The organism is Streptosporangium sp. NPDC000095 (assembly GCF_042899335.1).
Taxonomy (GTDB): Bacteria; Actinomycetota; Actinomycetes; order Streptosporangiales; family Streptosporangiaceae; genus Streptosporangium.
This window is the reverse complement of the sequence record NZ_JBIAZS010000001.1, coordinates 853,354-869,788: the sequence shown is the minus strand read 5'-3', so window position 1 is coordinate 869,788 and position 16,435 is coordinate 853,354. Positions and strand designations below refer to the sequence as shown.

At 69.6% G+C, this 16,435-nt stretch carries 19 protein-coding genes; 9 read left to right on the top strand and 10 right to left on the bottom strand.

Translation table 11 applies throughout. The annotated features are described in order from the left end of the window. The first annotated feature begins 63 nt into the window (after nt 1–63). From ACFY3V_RS03570 to ACFY3V_RS03555, 4 genes are all read left to right on the top strand, one after another. Nucleotides 64–978 (top strand): NADP-dependent oxidoreductase, encoded by a 915-nt coding sequence (locus tag ACFY3V_RS03570; protein WP_362902711.1) that lies wholly within the window; start codon nt 64–66, stop codon nt 976–978. A 10-nt stretch (nt 979–988) separates the two neighbouring features. Next, the gene (locus ACFY3V_RS03565) at nt 989–1,399 is read left to right on the top strand and encodes a DUF6069 family protein (RefSeq protein WP_362902710.1); all 411 of its coding nucleotides are present in this window, start codon (nt 989–991) and stop codon (nt 1,397–1,399) included. 217 nt (nt 1,400–1,616) lie between these two features. Then, nucleotides 1,617–1,859, top strand: coding sequence for a hypothetical protein (locus ACFY3V_RS03560; protein WP_362902709.1), 243 nt, complete (start codon nt 1,617–1,619; stop codon nt 1,857–1,859). Then, nucleotides 1,856–2,281 (top strand): PIN domain-containing protein, encoded by a 426-nt coding sequence (locus ACFY3V_RS03555; protein ID WP_362902707.1) that lies wholly within the window; start codon nt 1,856–1,858, stop codon nt 2,279–2,281. Before ACFY3V_RS03560 ends, ACFY3V_RS03555 begins: the two co-directional genes overlap by 4 nt. 162 nt (nt 2,282–2,443) lie before the next feature. Here ACFY3V_RS03555 and ACFY3V_RS03550 read toward each other — a convergent pair whose 3' ends face one another. The 5 genes from ACFY3V_RS03550 to ACFY3V_RS03530 all read right to left on the bottom strand — a co-directional run bounded on the left by ACFY3V_RS03550 (nt 2,444) and on the right by ACFY3V_RS03530 (nt 6,711). After that, nucleotides 2,444–2,791 carry a hypothetical protein gene (locus tag ACFY3V_RS03550; protein ID WP_362902705.1) on the bottom strand — a complete coding sequence of 116 codons (348 nt, stop codon included), beginning with the start codon at nt 2,789–2,791 and terminating at the stop codon, nt 2,444–2,446. 71 nt (nt 2,792–2,862) lie between these two features. Continuing rightward, nucleotides 2,863–3,612, bottom strand: coding sequence for a dienelactone hydrolase family protein (locus ACFY3V_RS03545; RefSeq protein WP_389769592.1), 750 nt, complete (start codon nt 3,610–3,612; stop codon nt 2,863–2,865). Between the two features lie 277 nt (nt 3,613–3,889). Further along, nucleotides 3,890–5,074 (bottom strand): serine hydrolase domain-containing protein, encoded by a 1,185-nt coding sequence (locus ACFY3V_RS03540; RefSeq protein WP_389769588.1) that lies wholly within the window; start codon nt 5,072–5,074, stop codon nt 3,890–3,892. A 45-nt stretch (nt 5,075–5,119) separates the two neighbouring features. Beyond that, complete coding sequence (locus tag ACFY3V_RS03535) at nt 5,120–5,497, bottom strand: hypothetical protein (RefSeq protein ID WP_350944354.1); 378 nt, start codon at nt 5,495–5,497, stop codon at nt 5,120–5,122. Nucleotides 5,498–5,799: 302 nt separating this feature from the next. Next, on the bottom strand, nt 5,800–6,711 hold the full coding sequence (locus tag ACFY3V_RS03530) for a MerR family transcriptional regulator (protein WP_389769583.1): 912 nt from the start codon (nt 6,709–6,711) through the stop codon (nt 5,800–5,802). A 172-nt stretch (nt 6,712–6,883) separates the two neighbouring features. Between ACFY3V_RS03530 and ACFY3V_RS03525 the strand changes: the two genes are divergently transcribed. Then, entirely contained in the window at nt 6,884–7,585 is a 702-nt protein-coding gene (locus tag ACFY3V_RS03525) for a hypothetical protein (protein WP_389769580.1), read from the top strand. On the opposite strand, the gene ACFY3V_RS03520 is transcribed toward ACFY3V_RS03525, so the two are convergent. Further along, nucleotides 7,534–8,787, bottom strand: a complete 1,254-nt coding sequence (locus tag ACFY3V_RS03520; RefSeq protein WP_389769576.1) for a sensor histidine kinase — start codon at nt 8,785–8,787, stop codon at nt 7,534–7,536. The genes ACFY3V_RS03525 and ACFY3V_RS03520 overlap by 52 nt on opposite strands. Next, nucleotides 8,781–9,473: a response regulator gene (locus ACFY3V_RS03515; protein WP_389769573.1), complete on the bottom strand. Its 693-nt coding sequence runs from the start codon at nt 9,471–9,473 to the stop codon at nt 8,781–8,783. Before ACFY3V_RS03515 ends, ACFY3V_RS03520 begins: the two co-directional genes overlap by 7 nt. A gap of 389 nt (nt 9,474–9,862) precedes the next feature. Between ACFY3V_RS03515 and ACFY3V_RS03510 the strand changes: the two genes are divergently transcribed. Next, on the top strand, nt 9,863–10,714 hold the full coding sequence (locus ACFY3V_RS03510; RefSeq protein ID WP_389769570.1) for a phosphatase PAP2 family protein: 852 nt from the start codon (nt 9,863–9,865) through the stop codon (nt 10,712–10,714). Between the two features lie 71 nt (nt 10,715–10,785). On the opposite strand, the gene ACFY3V_RS03505 is transcribed toward ACFY3V_RS03510, so the two are convergent. Continuing rightward, nucleotides 10,786–11,601: a neutral zinc metallopeptidase gene (locus tag ACFY3V_RS03505; RefSeq protein WP_389769566.1), complete on the bottom strand. Its 816-nt coding sequence runs from the start codon at nt 11,599–11,601 to the stop codon at nt 10,786–10,788. Nucleotides 11,602–11,722: 121 nt separating this feature from the next. Next, nucleotides 11,723–12,724 carry an AraC family transcriptional regulator gene (locus ACFY3V_RS03500; protein ID WP_362902687.1) on the bottom strand — a complete coding sequence of 334 codons (1,002 nt, stop codon included), beginning with the start codon at nt 12,722–12,724 and terminating at the stop codon, nt 11,723–11,725. Nucleotides 12,725–12,856: 132 nt separating this feature from the next. On the opposite strand from ACFY3V_RS03500, the gene ACFY3V_RS03495 reads away from it, so the two are divergent. Both ACFY3V_RS03495 and ACFY3V_RS03490 read left to right on the top strand, forming a co-directional pair. After that, nucleotides 12,857–13,678: an NAD(P)H-binding protein gene (locus ACFY3V_RS03495; protein WP_389769562.1), complete on the top strand. Its 822-nt coding sequence runs from the start codon at nt 12,857–12,859 to the stop codon at nt 13,676–13,678. Beyond that, nucleotides 13,675–14,109, top strand: coding sequence for a DUF4345 domain-containing protein (locus tag ACFY3V_RS03490; protein ID WP_389769559.1), 435 nt, complete (start codon nt 13,675–13,677; stop codon nt 14,107–14,109). The genes ACFY3V_RS03495 and ACFY3V_RS03490 overlap by 4 nt, the downstream gene beginning before the upstream one ends. Nucleotides 14,110–14,188: 79 nt before the next feature. Here the strand turns inward: ACFY3V_RS03490 and ACFY3V_RS03485 are convergent, their stop codons facing one another. Then, entirely contained in the window at nt 14,189–14,707 is a 519-nt protein-coding gene (locus ACFY3V_RS03485) for an O-acetyl-ADP-ribose deacetylase (RefSeq protein WP_389769556.1), read from the bottom strand. A gap of 521 nt (nt 14,708–15,228) precedes the next feature. Here ACFY3V_RS03485 and ACFY3V_RS03480 point away from each other — a divergent pair. Beyond that, on the top strand, nt 15,229–16,425 hold the full coding sequence (locus ACFY3V_RS03480; protein WP_389769553.1) for a cytochrome P450: 1,197 nt from the start codon (nt 15,229–15,231) through the stop codon (nt 16,423–16,425). The last annotated feature ends 10 nt before the right edge of the window (nt 16,426–16,435 follow it).

The window sequence follows — 16,435 nt, the reverse complement described above, 5'->3', positions numbered from 1 at the left end:
CGATTATGAATGAGGGATCACCGAACATGGTTCGTCTCGTCGGCTGCCCGTAGCTTCGACTGTGTGAAAGCCATCCGAATCCACGAGTACGGTGACGCCTCCGTCATCCGCCGCGACGACATCCCCAGGCCGGTGCCCGGCCCGGGGGAGGTGCTGATCGACGTCGCCGCGACCTCCTTCAACCCGTCCGACATCGGCCTGCGCCGAGGGCTCCTGCGCTCGGTCTTCTCGCTCGACCTGCCGTACACGCTCGGCGGGGACGTCGCCGGTACGGTCGCCGAGGTCGGCGACGGCGTGCACACCCTCGCCGTCGGCGACCGGGTCGTCGGCCAGCTCGACGGTGGAGGCGCCGCGGCCGAGTACGTCACCGCCGCCGCGGACACCCTGGTCACGCCGCCGACCGGTGTCCCTCTCGCGCACGCCGCCGCCCTCCCCATCGCGGGCCTCACCGCGTGGCAGGCGGTGTTCGAGCACGCGGCCATCACCTCCGGGCAGCGGGTGCTCGTCAACGGCGCGGGCGGCGGCGTCGGAGGGTTCGCCGTCCAGCTCGCCAAGCACGCCGGGGCGTACGTCATCGCCACGGCCGGTCCTCGCAGCGCCGAGACGGTCCGCCGCCTCGGCGCGGACCGGATCGTCGACTACACGGCCACGCCCGTCGCCGAAGCGCTGGACGAACCGGTGGACGTGGTCCTGCACATCGTCGCGGCCGGCGCGAGGCCACTGGTGCCGCTGGTCCGGCCGGGCGGTCTCGTCGTGTCCGTCACCGTTCCGCTCAGGCTCCCCGCGGACTCCCCGGTGACCGCGAGGCACTTCGTGGCCCGCAACGACACGGGCGACCTCGCCGCCCTGGTCAAGCTCGTCGACGCGGGCGTCGTCCGTCTCGACATCTCCGAGACGCGCCCGCTCGCCGACCTGGCCGCGGTGCACCGCGACGCCGAGTCCGGCCGTACCCGCGGCAAGATCATCCTCGTTCCCTGAAGGAGTCCCCATGACCACCACGTCAACCTCCCCGGTGACCATGCGGCCACGCGTCGCCGCCCTCGCGGTCGGGGGTGCCGTCGGTGCCACGGCGCTGCTATGGGCCGTCGCCCAAATCCTGAACATCGATTTGCGCGTCGACCCCCGCAACGGCCAACCCCCCGGAGTCATCGGCCTGCCGTTCGCCGCCACCGTCACACTCGTCATCTCTGTGCTCGGCTGGGGCGCGCGTGCGCTGCTGGATCGGCTGACCCGCAGGGCGCCGGTCATCTGGGCCATGATCGCCGTCGTCCTGGTGCTGGTGTCGTTCCTGCCGCTGTTCGCGGTCGAGGCGACCGGCGGGACCAGGGCCATCCTGGCGCTGATGCACCTCGCCGTCGGCGCGGTGCTGATTCCGGTCTTCGGCCGTCGAACAGTGTGATCACCGTCGAGCCGCTCGCCGGCCGGAACCGGTGGTTCGGAACAGCCGCCAGGCCGTCCCCGCCATGGCCGGTCAGTCCGGCGGAGATTCCTCTTTTGCTGGAAATTAATGCTTATGTGAACTCTCCGGATGGCGCCTTCCGATCTTTGGTGTCCGAAGGGCCACGGCGATGGAGGAGATCCGGTTCCGTGGCCGGGCAACACGTACACTCGTAGTCATGACCGCTGCCCATGACTACGAGGACATGCACCACCTTGTCGACAGGCTTCCTCCGGCTGGGGTGCGGCGTCTGCGCGTGCTTGTGGAGTCCGATCCGGAGCTCGCCAGGTTTGTCGAGGATTCGGGCCCCGAAACCGTGCGAAGGGGACTGTCGTTCATCGGCCTGGGGGCCTCTGGGCGAGGTGATGTTTCCGAACGGCATGACGAGCTGCTTCGTGAAGGGTTAGATCGTCCTTCGTGACGGTTACCTTGCTGGATACCGGCGTTCTGTACGCTGCGATTGACCGATCCGATGCCCATCACGAGGTGGCCGCGCGGTTGCTTTCCACATTGCCCGATCGGCTTCTTCTCCCTGTGACCGTGCTGACCGAAACATCTTGGCATGTGGAGAAAAACCTCGGTGCGAAGAGTGAGGCCGCGTTCTTGGCGTCGGTAGCGCGAGGTGAACTCGAATTGGTGGATCTGACGGTTGAGGACATAGCGCGCACCGCGCAACTCGTCGAAACCTACGACGATCTGCGGCTGGGGCTGGTCGATGCCTCGGTGATCGCACTGGCGGAGCGATTGGAGATATCGAAGGTCGCCACCATCGACCGTCGCCATTTCACCGCTGTACGACCACGTCATGTCACGGCCTTGACTTTGTTGCCGGAGATCCTGTGATGTTTCCAGGGAAACCGATCGGCTTTCACTGAGGAACGTGTCGGGACTGCGGTCGATCACCCGGCGGACGAACTCCCCGACCAGCCAACGGACTTCGGGGACTCTCACTTCTATACGATGCTGACCGCCCTCAGGGGGCCTGTCTCCGAGGGCGGCCGCGGATCAGGACGCGCGCAACGCGGCGATGAACCATTCGAAGTCGGGAACCCTGGGCGGGAACGGCGGCCTGTCGTTCAGCACACCCACGAGCTGCCAGTACCGCTCCACCCGGCGGTCGGTGAACGTCTCCACCTGGTCGGCCAACCGGGCGCGGTCCGCGGCGGGCAGCCCCGGATCCACGATCAGATCCAGGATCGCCCTGCCCTCGGCAGACTCGGGGCCGATGCCGGCGGCCACCGCTCTCCCCGCCCGCTCGCCGACCTGGCCGCGGTGCACCGCGACGCCGAGTCCGGCCGTACCCGCGGCAAGATCATCCTCGTTCCCTGAGGGAATCCCGGTGACCGCGATCACCGGGTCCCGGCCGTCGGCGTGCGAGCCGGGGACTCCGGGCGTACGTCAGGCACGGTCTCCGAGCCGGAGTCTCAGCCGCCGGCCAGGGTGCGGCCGAGGAGGGGGAGCAGGCGGTCCCAGTGGCGCCGCAGCGCGGCGGGGTCGAAGACATCGGTGTCGGACATGGTGAAGCCGTGGAGGGCACCGGGGTAGACCTCGGTGGTGTAGGTGAGCCCCGCGGCATCCATGGCCTGGTTGAGCTCGCCGATGGCCTCGGGCGACATGTCGGTTTCCGCAAGGCCGAGGTGGATCTGGGCGGCGAGTTCGGGGACGAGGAGGTGCGGGCTGTCGGGCGCGTCGGTCACCAGCGGGCTGGGGTGGAATCCGGCGAAGGCGGCGACCTGGCCGGGGTGGGCCGCCGCGGTGCGCATCGCCAGGACGGCGCCCATGCAGTAGCCGACCACGGCGACCGGTCCGGCACCGACCTCCGGCCGGGTGGTGAGGAACTCGAGGTAGGCGTCGGCGTCGCGCAGGACACATTCGGTGGTGTGCGCCTGGGCGAGAGGCAGCAGCTGGGCGAAGAGCGCGGGCCGGACCTCCTTGCTGATGTGCTCCGGAAGTTCGACCACCGGTGCCGGGCCGTGCCGGTAGTAGAGGTTGGGGACGAGCACGTAGTACCCGTGGTCGGCCAGTTCGCGGGCCATCTCTCTCAGCACGGGCCGCACGCCGAAGATGTCCGTGTACATCAGCACGCCCGGGTGCCGTTCGCCGTTGTCGGGGAAGGCGGCCACGGCGTCGGCATGGCCGTCCGCGGTGGGAATCTGCACTGTCACGGTGGGCATGGCGGATCTTCCTTCCTTCGGCTGATGCCGGTGCACGACCTGGTGTCAGGTCTGTCGGGAGGTGAGGTTGACCGGAGATCAATCTAGCGATGATCCGCGATCACCGAGCGAACCGGTATCGACTCCCGAAACCGTACGAAGGGAGCCGTTGTTCATCGGCCCCGGGGGTTTCGGGGCGAGGTCTCCGAACGGCATGACGAGCCGCTTCGTGACCGGGAAACCGATTCGGCGCCTGCGGGTCACCGCCGGAGGGCCGTCGCGGGACGGTGAGCGGGGCCTACCGGGCCCGGAGTTCGAGTGCGTCGTGGACCGCGCCGAGGAGGGTGGCGGCTCTGTGGTCCGGTACGCCTTCCTGGAGACGGTTCATCACGTAACCGAAGGCGAGGCCGTTCGCCGGGTCGGCGAAGCCGAGCGATCCGCCGTAGCCGGAAAACCCGAAGGCGGTCGGGCTGTACCAGAAGGCGTCCGGCGTCGGCAGGCCGAAACCGGTGCCGATCCGGACGGGCACTCGCAGGACCCGGTCGATGCCGGCGACCTGTTCCGCGGTCGCCGCGGCCAGGGTGTCGGGCGTGAGGACGCGATGTCCGTCGACCTCGCCGATGAGCGCGGCGTAGAAACGGGCAAGCGAGCGGGCCGTGCAGATGCCGTTGGTCGAGGGCATCTCGGCGGCCTGCTCGGCGGGGTCGTCGTGGTCCGGCAGCGGCGTGATGACGGACATCGCCCGCCTGGTCAGCGACGTGGGGTCCGCGTACGCCGCCATCACCTCGCGTGCGGGCCCGGGAAGGGCGTCCAGGTCGATCCGGGTGAACGCGTCCAGATCGATCGGGTCGGCGACGATCCGGCTGACCCGGTGCGACTCGGTTTCCGGCAGCCCGATCCACAGGTCCAGGCCGAGCGGTGCGGCGATCTCCTCGGCGAGGAACGTGCCGAGGCTGCGGCCGGTCACCCGGCGGACGACCTCCCCGACCAGCCAGCCGTAGGTGTGCGCGTGGTAGCCGTGCGCGGTGCCCGGCTCCCAGGAGGGGCGCTGGGCGGCCAGGGCGGTCACCATCGGGTCCCAGGTGATCGCCTCGGCCGGGGTGATCGGGTGGTCGATCACGGGCAGTCCCGCCTGGTGGGTGAGCAGCCAGCGGACCGGGACGCGCTCCTTGCCGTTCGCCGCGAACTCCGGCCAGTACGCGGCGACGGGTGCGTCGAGGTCCAGTTCGCCCCGCTGGGCGAGCAGGTGCGCGCAGGCGGCGGTGACGCCCTTGGTGGTGGAGAACACGACCTGCACGGTGTCGCGCTCCCACGGGCGGCCGGTCTCGGGATCGGCGATCCCGCCCCACAGGTCCACGACCTTCCTGCCGTGCAGGTAGACGCCGACCGCGGCGCCCACCTCCTGTCCACCGGCCAGGTTGGCCGCGAACGCCTCGCGCACCCCTTCGAATCCCGGTGCGGTGCTCCCGCCGATTTCGGACATGCGTCATCGCCTCTCGTCTCGTTTGGGGTGTGTCGCCGGAAAGTGCTACCGGCGCCATTTCTCGATGAGCCAGGCACAGATCTCCGGCTCGGTCATCTCGGGAAACTCTTCGGTGAACGTGACGAGCGCGCGCATCGCCTCGTCCCGATCCAGGCCGCGTGCCGTCGCCGCCCTCAGATACTCCTGGCGTGCCGCTGAGGGGCGGCCTCCGCCCGCGCCGCGGCCCGGCAGGCCGTCACGCCACCGCGTGATCTCCTCCAGTCGGTCGGCCCGCCAGCCGGGAGCCCCGTCGACCTCGACGTCGGGCTCCGGAAAGGGGTGGCTCGAACCGCTCGGATAGCGGGAGCGCCATTTGTGCACCGCGTGTCGGCTCACCCCCAGCGCCTCGCCGATGCCGAGAACGCCGAGGAAGTGCTCGGTCATGGTGCACCAACTTGTCTGTCCGGCCTCCTTTACGGGTCTCATTACTACCACTCGCCGCCTCGCCCGAGGCGAAGCCCCACGTCCACGGGATGCGTAAAATATCGTCTCTGATAGAGACGATGTTATGGGAGAGTGGTAAACGTCGTCAACGACGAAGACGAGGTTCTTCCTCTCGTGGCGGACCGCCGTGAAGCCGTAGTGACGACCACGACGGCGAACCGGCCCGGGACCGGAAGCCGGGGACCCTCACCTCCGGACGGTGCCGGCCACCCTCGGAGCCCGTCTCCGAGGGCGGCTGCGGATCAGGACGCGCGCAACGCGGCGATGAACCATTCGAAGTCGGGAACCCTGGGCGGAAACGGCGGCCTGTCGTTCAGCACACCCACGAGCTGCCAGTACCGCTCCACCCGGCGGTCGGTGAACGTCTCCACCTGGTCGGCCAACCGGGCGCGGTCCGCGGCGGGCAGCCCCGGATCCACGATCAGATCCAGGATCGCCCTGCCCTCGGCAGACTCGGGGCCGATGCCGGCGGCCACCGCTCTCCCCGCGTGCTCAAAGACGAGGGCGGGGTCGTACGGCTGCGGCACCTCGTCGCCGGATGCTGTGGCACCGGCCACCGCCATCTGCCGTGCGCGCTCCTGGAAGCCGGCGTCGCCCAGGAGTTCGGCGAGCTCCAGCCACGCCTCGACCTGCTCCGGGGTGGGATCGTCCGGCAGCTCTGCGGGAACCTGGCGCATCGAGGCCGCGATGTGAGCCCCCGGCGCCTGCGGGTCGATGCCGTCGAACGTACGGTCGACGAAGTCGTCGATCATTCGCTGCCGCTCCTGAGCGGACAGGCGGATCAACCTGTGCATGAGTACCATCTCCTCGGTCGTGCGCTCCTGTTGGGTGATCGACCGCAGCACCGCCCGGCGCAACCGCAGGGAGCGGATCTGGGTGTCCACCGCCCGCATGTGCGCCCGCGCGACGTCGGCCACCGTGCACTGCCTGGTCAGGACCTTCTGAACGGTGTCGAGGTCCAGCCCCAGTTCGCGCAGCGTTCGCACCAGGTCAAGCCGGGCCACCGCCTCCATGTCGTACAGACGAAAACCGCCCGCCGACCGGCGCGTCGGCGGGATGACGTCGATGTCGGACCAGAAGCGGATCGTACGCACCGACAGGCCCGTGCAGTCGGCGAGCTGTCCGATGGTGAGCAGTTGGTCGCGGTCGTTCACCACAGCAGCATCAACCCTCCAGTCACTGGAGAGTCAAACCGATTACGGCGGTCCGCCGGACGGCGGAGTGGCGATAGACCAGGAGGAGGACGACGCACGCCGTGTCGTTGCCTAGCGTTCCCGTCCTCGCCCCGCCGGTCCAGGTGCGGGCCGGAACGCAAGGGAAGATCTCATGCCATCGCTCTCCAATCCACTCGGCTTCCGCAGATGGGCCGCAGGGGTGTGCCTCATCGTCGCGCCGCTCATCTACATCGCGGGCGTCGTCGCCGACCCGGCCCTGCGGCAGGGCGGTGACACCACCGGCGTCTACGGCAGGTATCCGGAACAGGTCTCGGTCAGCGCCTCGCTGCTGCACTGGAGCTGGGTGCTGCTGATCCCGGGAATCATCGGGATGATCCACCTCATCCGGCACCGGGGAGTCGTCTTCGGCCATCTCGCCGGTGGTCTCGCGCTCCTCGGCGTGGTGAACTTCTCCGGGCTGATGCTCGGGGACTTCTTCTACTCCCGGCTCGAACGCGCCCTGCCGCCCGCCGAGGGCGCGAAGCTCGCCGAACAGGCGTTCTCCGACCCCGGCGCCACCTTCGGGTTCCAGATCCCGGGCTTCCTCGGGCTGCTCGGCCTGTTCCTGCTCGGCCTGGTCCTGGCCTACGCCGGTCACGGGCCGTGGTGGGCCCCTTTCGCGATCATCGCGGGTATCTTCGGTGCCCCGGTCTTCCCGATCGGCACGGCCGTGGGCGGCCTGCTCTACCTGGCCGGTTCCGGCGCGATCGGGCTGCGGATGCTGCGGATGAGCGACGCGGAGTGGGCCGGGCGGGAAACGGCTCAGCCGGTCGCCACCGAGGCGTCCAGCGGAAACCGGGCGACCACCCGGTAACCGCCACCGGGCAGGGGGCCCGCGGACAACTCGCCGCCGTGCATCGCGGTCCGCTCACGCATCCCGATCAGACCGTGCCCACCGGAGTACCGTCCGTCCGAGCGCTGTCCGTCCGAATGCTGTCCGTCCGAGCGCTGTGCGTCCGAGTCGGGCACGTCGGCCGGGAAAGTGCCGTCGCCCGTGCCGTCGTCGGTGATCTCCAGATCCAGCCCGGTCGGCCCGTGGGCGACGACGACCTCGGCAGCGGCGGCGGGGGAGTGCTTCAGCACGTTCGTCAGAGCCTCCTGGATCACCCGGTAGGCGGAGAGCGCGAGTCCCGGCGGCAGGGGACGCGGCTCGCCGGTGATCCGGAGGCGTACGTCCAACCCGGCCTCCCTGACCTGCGTGACCAGCTCGTTCAGCCGCTCCAGGCTCGGCTGGGAGGCGCCGGGGTTCGGATCGCCGCTCCCGCGGAGCACTCCCAGCATGAGCTGGAGCTCCTCGATCGCCTCGCGACCCGCCTTCTCGACCCCGAGCAGCATGTCACGCTCCCGCCGGTGCTCCTCGCCGAGTCGCATCCGCACCCCGCCCGTGTGCAGGGTCATCACGCTCACGTTGTGCGAGACGACGTCGTGCAGCTCCCTCGCGATCCGGGTCCGCTCCTCCGCCACCGCCTGCCGGGCCCGCTCCTCCCGTTCCACCTCAAGGCGAACGGCGCGTTCCGCCAGCCGCAACGTCCGGTCGATCTGGCGGCGCAACAGGATGCCGCTCCCGTACGCCACCCCGATGAAGACGGCGCCGATCATGAATTCGGCGATGTCGTTGCGCTGGAACGTCTGCAGGCTCGCGTACGCCACCAGTACGCACGCCAGTCCCGCGAGCCCGCGGCGGCTGCGCAGCTCCGCGGCGCTCGCCACGGTGTGGACGAGGATGAGCGTCGAGTAGAAGTGCCAGGCGGCGTAGTAGCCGTCACCCGCCACCGTCCGTATGGTGAGGCCGATCGAGATGAGCGCGATGAGCAGGGTTGTGGGGAACCTACGCCGGAGCAGCAGTAGCGTCCCGGTGACGACCGCCCCCACCGCCAGCGGCACCGGGTCGCTGATCTGGCCGGGCTGGGAGCCCTGACGGCCGAAGGACTCGGCGAGGCCGGTGATCACCACGGCGAGGGAGAGCAGGAGATCCAGCCAGGTAGGCCGCCAGTCGCCGAGCAGTCTCCTCAGCACGGGCGGTCCTGCTGTCCCGGCCGCACGACCCCGGCCTCGTAGGCGAACACGACGGCCTGGATCCGGTCGCGCAGGCCGAGCTTGTGCAGCACCCGGGCGACGTGGGTTCTGATGGTCGCGTCGCCGACCTGGCACTCCCGTGCGATCTCAGGGTTGGACAGTCCTCGGGAGAGCAGGCGCAGCACCTCCAGTTCGCGCGGGGTGAGCGTGGCCAGCTCCGGCGGCGCGACCGGCTCGTGGTGCGCGGCGAACGAGGCGATGACCCGCATGGCGGCCGCCGGGTCGATGAGCGCCTCGCCGGCCGCCGCCACCCGTACCGCCTCGATGAGCTGCTCGGGGGGCGAGGACTTGAGCAGGAAGCCGTTCACTCCGGCGCGGAGCGAGGCATGCAGGTTCTCGTCGGTGTCGAAGGTGGTCAGCATGACGATCCGGGGCGGATGCGGGTCCGCGAGCAGTCGCCGGGCGGCGCTCAGGCCGTCCATTCGGGGCATCGCGATGTCCATCAGCAGCACGTCCGGTCGTAGCCGCCGGGTCACGGAGAGGGCTTCCAGCCCGTCGCCCGCCTCCCCGACGACCTCGATGTCCGTCGCGGCCTCCACGACGAAACGCAGCCCGGTGCGGATCATGGCCTGGTCGTCCGCGATGACCAGCCTGATCCTCGCGAGACCGGTCGTCGTGCCAGGCATGCACAGCATGCTACCCAGGCCGTCCACCCCCCGTCTCCGGACGGGGTACGGGCCGTCCGGCCGTCCGTCGTACGGCGGAGCGCGGATCCGTCACCCGGCGGACGGCAGCGGCTACCGCGTCTCGGCAGGGTTCGACCCGCCGGCGGAGGCGAGGCCGTGGCGGGACGACGTGAGGCGGAGGCAAGGTCAGGGCGGGACGAGGAGGGGACGGTGTGAGGCTGTGGCGAGGTCGGGTCGGGCCGACGGCGTACCGCGGCCGATCGCGGAACGCGCCGAGAGCCGGGGGATGGCTCCCGACACCTGGCCGCGAATGACGACCGGCCTTCATCGTGAAGTTAAATGCTGTTCATTTAGGCGTTATGCCACGTTCCTTCTTATGATCATCCGCTATGAAGACTGACGGTGGGAACAATCTCCGCAACCGGCTGCTCGGCTCGACCGCGTCACTGGGCCTGGGAGCCGGGGCCGTCGCCTGGCTTTCGCCGGAGGGAACGGAAGGAACCGGTCCGGCGAAGGTCGTGGAAGGCATCTCGGCCTCCGGCTACCGATCGGTGACCGAGGCGATGGCGAACGCGCCCACCTGGGCGAGTACGGCGATGGAGATAGCCAGCGAGGGCACCCTCGTCATCCTCGGCCTGATCCTCGTCTGGGTGTGGTGGACCGCCCTGCGCCGGGGCGACGCGCGCGGTGTCGCGGGAACCGTCATGATCGGTGTGGGCACCGTCACCGCCTACGCGATCAGCGAGACGGTGAAGCTGATGGTGGTCGAGGAACGCCCCTGCCGGGTGGTGCCGGGAGCCGCGGCGGCGATCGCGGAGTGCCCCGGCGTGGGGGACTGGTCGTTTCCGAGCAACCACGCCACCCTCGCCGCCGGACTCGCGGTCGGACTGGCCCTGCTCCGTCCCCGCCTCGCCGCGGTGACCCTGCCGCTGGCCGTGGCGGCGGCGCTGCTCCGGGTGATGGTGGGGGTCCACTACCCGCACGACGTGCTCGCCGGTGTGCTCCTCGCCGCGGCCGTGGTGACGGCGGTGCTTCTCACGTTCACACCGCCGGCGGTGCGGCTGGTGTCGCCGCTGCTGGAGCGTCTGGGCCGGAACGGCTCCGCCACCGGGGACGGGTACGCCGACAGTCCGATCGCTCCCGAGGACGGGTACGCCGATCGGCCGGTCGCTCCCATAGACAGGTACGCCGATCGCCGGGTCGCCCCCGTGGGCAGGCACCGCGCCGGCCCGAACCCCTGAGGTTCCCGGCGACACGGGCAGCCGGCTGGAGCCGAAGCCCTCCCCGCGCCGCGTCGGCCGGGGTTCGCGGGTCAGGACACCCGGGACGGCGTGGCGGTCCAGGTGTCGCAGGCGCCGGGGGAGACAGCCCGGTAGCCGCGTTCGAACCAGCGGACCCGGTTGACGCCGCTGCCGTGGGTGCGGTACTCGCCCTCGTCGCCGTTGGCGCGGATCGTCTCCGACAGTGCCTTCCAGTCCTGCTCGGTACGGGGCAGGGAGTCTCGTACGCTGCCCAGGAACACCCCCGACAGGCAGTCGGCCTGGAGTTCGTAGCGGCGGCGGAGTTCGAAATGGCGGGTGCGTTCGGCGCGGACGCGCCTTTCGAAATGCGTCCTGATGCCGGTGAGGCTCTGCAGGTGGTGGCCGTACTCGTGCGCCGCCACCTTGAAGGGGTACAGGTCGGTCCTGTCCTCGATCCACAGGCCGGTGAGCGGGAACACGAGCGTGGCCCGCTCCGTGCAGTAGAAGGCGTCCGCGCCGGTGGGCCACGCTATTCCGCAGACGCGCCGCTCGGGCTCGGAGTAGATGCGGATCGTGGGCGTACGGAAGCGCAGCCCGGCGCGGGCGAAATGAGCGGACCACGAGGTTCTCAGACACCTCGTGACCGCGGTGAGATACTCGCCCGGCCGCGGGATGCCCCTGTCGACGAGCGGTGGCTCCGGGCACGAGGTGGTCGCCAACCTCCCGGACTTCAGCAACGAGGGCTTGGGTGCGACAGTCCGCCCTGGAGACGAAGAGCCGGACGTGGCGGCCTGCTTCGACGGCTTCGCCGGCGTGGACTCGGGGGAGGCGGCCTGCGCGGCTCCGGCGGGCAGGACGGCAAGACACACGGCGGACAACAGGGTCACGTGTCGGAGAGGTCGCGGGGAACCGGCACGGAGCGGGAGGAAGCGCACGATCGGACAGCTTAGAACTCCCGGCTCAGAGCTCCCGACGTGGAATTCCCGACGCCCTTGCCGCCCACGCGGCTCAACGCGCCGGAGCACCGTCCCACCCTCGCGCCGTCAGGCTCACCTCGTCCGACGCCTGGCGGACGTTGCCCGGCGGCACACCGAAGGCCCGTTTGAAAGCCCGGCAGAACGCCGCCTCGGACTGGTAACCGAAGCGGCGGGCGACCACCGAGAGCGGCTCCGACGTGCGCCGAAGGTGCATGCGGGCCAGCTGCATGCGCCAGTGGGCGAGATAGCGCATGGCGGACTCACCGACCAGGTCGGTGAACCGCGCCGAGAAGGCCGAACGCGACATGCCGACCTCCCGCGCGAGCGAGGCGACGCTCCACTGCCGTTCGGGCGCGCGGTGGAGCAACGCGAGCGCCTGTCCCACCTGCTCGTCGCGCAGGGCGGCCAGCCAGCCCCGGTTCGCCTCGGGCGCCGAGTCGAGCCAGGAGCGGATCGCCTGGACGACGAGGATGTCGGCGAGCCGGGTGATGACGGTCTCCCCGCCCGGCCGCAGGGCGAGAGCCTCACGGGAGATGAGCCGGAGCGTGCTGCTGAGCCAGTTGGCGGTGTCCTCGTCCCAGGCGTCGATGTGCAGCACCTCGGGAAGCTGCGCGACGAGGCGCTGGGCGGCCACATGGTCGAAGTGCACGACGCCGTAGGTGGTGTGCGTGAGGTCCCCGCCGCCACCGTGGCGCATGATCTCGTAGCGCTCGCTGACCTGCTCGACCGGTATGTCGAAGAGCGGTTCGACGTCGGCTCCGGGATCGCTGCGCAACCGGTGTGGGATGCCGTGCGGGATCAGGGTGAGGCTGCCCTGCCGGAGCAGGCGCGGCTCGGCTCCGTCGACCTCCAGCAGGCAGTGGCCCGAGGTGACGACCAGCAGCGCCATCAACCCGTCGAGCGCCGGCACCTCGATCCCCCACGGCGCGGTGAGCTCGGCGCGACAGTACAGGGTGCCGGTGAGCCGGAGCAGGTGCAGGCTCTCGCCCAGCAGGTCGGAGGGAGCGGGGAACGGGCGGGGGACATTTGGCACAGATCTCATCATGCCTGATTGACCGTCCACAAACCTGGACGAACAGCAAAGGAGAGCGGACCTTTTTCTATTGTTGGTCCACGGGTGCCGCACAAAACTGGACTCACCGACAACCAAGGGAGCATCTGGACCATGCGTGGCACCTCCGTCACCCTCGTCATCGGCTCGACCGGCAAGACCGGCCGGCGAATCGTGCAACGGCTCGCCGAGCGCGGCCACCCGGTCAGGGGCGGCTCGCGCCACCTCGACCCACCCTTCGACTGGGAGCGGCCCGACACCTGGCGCCAGGCACTGCGCGGCGCCGAATCCGTCTACATCTCCTACTTCCCCGACCTCGCCGCCCCCGGCGCACCGGCCGCGATCGAGAAGCTGACCGCCTGCGCGGTCGACGAGGGCGTCCGGCGGCTGGTACTGCTTTCCGGCCGGGGCGAGGCCAACGCGCAGCACTGCGAGCGGATCGTCAGCGAGTCCGGTCTGAGCCACACGCTCATCCGCACGAGCTGGTTCTCGCAGAACTTCAGCGAGGGCAACCTGCGGGACTCGGTGCTCGACGGCGTGATCGCGCTGCCGGCCGGCGAGGTCGCGGAGCCGTTCGTCGACGTCGACGACATCGCCGACGTCGCGGTCGCCGCCCTCACCGACGACCGCCACTCCGGTCGGCTCTACGAGCTCACCGGGCCGCGCGCGCTCACCTTCCACGAGGCCGCGGCCGAGATCGCGAAGGCCGCTGACCGGCCGGTCGAGTACGTCGCCGTCTCACCGGAGGTGTTTCACGCCGCCGTGGCGCAGAGCGCCGGGCTCGACTACGCGGACCTGCTCACGGACCTGTGCAAGGAGGTGTTCGACGGGCGCAACGCCTCGGTGGCCCACGGCGTGCGTGAGGCACTCGGCCGCGAACCCCGCGACTTCACCGACTTCTGCCGTACGGCCGCCGCCTCCGGGACGTGGAGATGACGAGCCCGCCGCAGGACATGATGAGGATGCGGCACGCGAGACCGCTGAGACTCGTCCTGCTCGTGTCCGGCGCGGTGATGATCGGGATAGGCGCGGCCGTACTGTTCGTGCCCGCGGCCTTCCACGGCACCAACGGCATCGAGCTCGGGAGCGACGCCGGCCTGCTCAGCGAGATCAGGGCCGGGGGCGGCGCGCTGCTCGCGACCGGCGCACTGATCGCGCTCGGCGCGTTCGTCGCGCGGCTGGCCTTCACCGCCACACTCGCCGGTGCCGTGATGTACCTCTCCTACGGCCTGTCCCGCCTGCTGGGCATCACTCTGGACGGGATACCGGCGAGCGGGCTGGTGCTCGCGACCGCGTTGGAACTGGTCATCGGGCTGGCCTGCGTCTTCGTTCTCGTACGGTATCGCCATCGGGGCATCTCGGCCTGAGCCGATTGGCGCGCGACGGTCAGGGTGTCCGGCATGCGGGTCGATCGGTCGAGCCAGACCGTTCGACGCCATGTCTCCCTCAGGAGACCTCGGTCTCAAGTGTCCTTTCGAAGACGCCGTAGGCGTCGGCAGTGAACAGTACGAGCCGCAGATCGGTGACCTGCGTAGACGCGGCACGTACGGTGCCGATCGCGATGCGGGCGGCGTCGTCGACGGGCCAGCGGTAGACGCCGGTGGATATCGCGGGGAAGGCGACGCTGGTGGCACCCAGCTCGTCGGCGACCCGGAGGGACTCGCGGTAGCAGGAGGCGAGCAGGTGCGAGCGGTTCTCGGTGGCGGAGAAGACGGGGCCGACGGTGTGGATGACCCAGCGGGCCGGCAGCTCACCCGCGACGGTGGCCACGGCCTGACCGGTCGGCAGTCCCCCGCCGTAGTGCGAGGCGCGCAACTCACGGCAGGCGGCGAGGATCGCAGGGCCGCCACGCCGGTGAATGGCCCCGTCGACCCCGCCACCTCCCAGCAGCGAGGAGTTGGCGGCGTTGACGACGGCGTCGACGCGCTGCGCGGTGATGTCCCCCTGGACCAGCGTGATTCTCATGAGAACGAGTCTGTCAGCAGAGCCTCGACGCGGTTCGCCGCTCACGATGCGGCCACACCCAATGGAGTTGACGGCAGAGGCGTCGCCGGGATCTCCTGCTGCGGTGATCGACCAAGAAGAACCTGAACACCGGAGACCTCGTGGCCACCTTGGCGGTGACGAGGCGGTTTGACCTGACCGATGAGTAGTGGGCGCGGCTGGAGTCGTTGCTGCCTGCGCCGAGGAGGCCAGGGCGGCCGTCGAAGTGGACCAAGCGGCAGATTTGGGGGCGACGGCGTCTCGGCCCCTTGAAGACGAGGCGGAAGAGATGCGGCAAGCTCCTGGCCGACCTGTACGCCTGTCGCGGCTCCGAGACCGCCTGACGAGCCGCGAAAAGGACGAATGAGATGAAACGGGATTAACGGGACGCCGGGATGGTGTGCGACCTGAAAATTGCCGATGCATCTGAGAAAACCCCTAGCTATAGAGAGGAGATCATCTAGCGATAGCGTGGCGCTCAAACCAAACCTCGGGGGGCTTGGATGGTCCATAGCGAACTGCCGACACTGGGCGAACCTGGATGTCTAGGCCAGTTGAACCCGTTGATCCGCCAACTGCGAGACAGCGGCCCCATCGTCCGGGTTCGTACCCCGGTCGGCGATGAAGCGTGGCTGGTGACCCGGCTCGCCGAACTCAAGCAACTCCTGCTCGACGACCGACTCGGGACCACCCACCCGGACCCGCCGAACAGAGCACGGTACCTGGACAGCCCGATGCTGGACCTGGTCGTGTCGAACCAGGATCCGGCTGAGGCGCATCGTGCGCATCAGGCCCTCCGGTCGAATCTCACCCCGTATTTCTCGGCCAAGCGCATAGCCGGCATGCGGCCACGCGTCGGCGCCGTGGTCGACGAGTATCTCGACGCCGTACTCGCCAAGCAGCCGCCGATAGACATCCACACCGAGTTCTCGCTGCCGTTCTCCTATCAGATCCTGTGCGACCTGCTCGGCATAGCGGATCCAGCGGAATACCAGGTGGTGCTCGACCGGGTCAGCAGGGTGGGGGCGGGACTGGGCCAGGCGCAGGAGCTGTTCAGATACCTGAGCGAGGTTGCCAAGCGCAAACGCGTGCAACCGGGCGACGATCTGGCCTCGGCGCTGTGCCAATCCGGACTCCCCAACGACTTCGTCGGTGCGTTGCTGGCTTTTGTCACCATGTCGTACCAGGTGACTCCGCACAGCATCAGCGCGGCGATCGCGCTGTTCGCCATGAACCCGGACCAGCACAAGCTGGTGCTCGATGACCCGGAACTGCTGCCCGGCGCGGTGGGGGAGGCGGTGCGGATGAGCAAATTCGCCGAATCCGCGCTGCCCCGCTACGCCAGCGAGGACATCGAGATCGGCGGGGTCACGATCCGCGCCGGCGACCTCGTGTTGTGCGACCACGGCTCGACCGCGTTCGACGACCGGGTGTTCGAGGACCCGGAACGGTTCGACGTCACCCGATCGCCCAACCCTCACCTGGTGTTCAGCCACGGAATCACCTACTGCCTCGGTGCCCCACTGGCTCGGCTGGAAATCAGCGAGGTACTCGCCAGGCTTCTGCCCCGGCTGCCCACCATGCGCCTGGCGATCCCGGTCAGTGACATCCCGGTCTCCGGAGGGCTGAGCGAACGGAAACTCGGTGGTGGCATCGCCCAACTACCGATCACCTGGGATCCGCCGGTTCCCGTCGCGTAATGGGGGTGAG

Coding starts and splice junctions, on each gene's coding strand:
- ACFY3V_RS03560 (WP_362902709.1), top strand. CDS start 1,617: ATGACCGCTGCCCATGACTACGAGGACATGCACCACCTTGTCGACAGG.
- ACFY3V_RS03485 (WP_389769556.1), bottom strand. CDS start 14,707: ATGAGAATCACGCTGGTCCAGGGGGACATCACCGCGCAGCGCGTCGAC.
- ACFY3V_RS03510 (WP_389769570.1), top strand. CDS start 9,863: ATGAAGACTGACGGTGGGAACAATCTCCGCAACCGGCTGCTCGGCTCG.
- ACFY3V_RS03540 (WP_389769588.1), bottom strand. CDS start 5,074: ATGTCCGAAATCGGCGGGAGCACCGCACCGGGATTCGAAGGGGTGCGC.
- ACFY3V_RS03565 (WP_362902710.1), top strand. CDS start 989: ATGACCACCACGTCAACCTCCCCGGTGACCATGCGGCCACGCGTCGCC.
- ACFY3V_RS03490 (WP_389769559.1), top strand. CDS start 13,675: ATGACGAGCCCGCCGCAGGACATGATGAGGATGCGGCACGCGAGACCG.
- ACFY3V_RS03495 (WP_389769562.1), top strand. CDS start 12,857: ATGCGTGGCACCTCCGTCACCCTCGTCATCGGCTCGACCGGCAAGACC.
- ACFY3V_RS03480 (WP_389769553.1), top strand. CDS start 15,229: ATGGTCCATAGCGAACTGCCGACACTGGGCGAACCTGGATGTCTAGGC.
- ACFY3V_RS03525 (WP_389769580.1), top strand. CDS start 6,884: ATGCCATCGCTCTCCAATCCACTCGGCTTCCGCAGATGGGCCGCAGGG.
- ACFY3V_RS03535 (WP_350944354.1), bottom strand. CDS start 5,497: ATGACCGAGCACTTCCTCGGCGTTCTCGGCATCGGCGAGGCGCTGGGG.
- ACFY3V_RS03545 (WP_389769592.1), bottom strand. CDS start 3,612: ATGCCCACCGTGACAGTGCAGATTCCCACCGCGGACGGCCATGCCGAC.
- ACFY3V_RS03515 (WP_389769573.1), bottom strand. CDS start 9,473: ATGCCTGGCACGACGACCGGTCTCGCGAGGATCAGGCTGGTCATCGCG.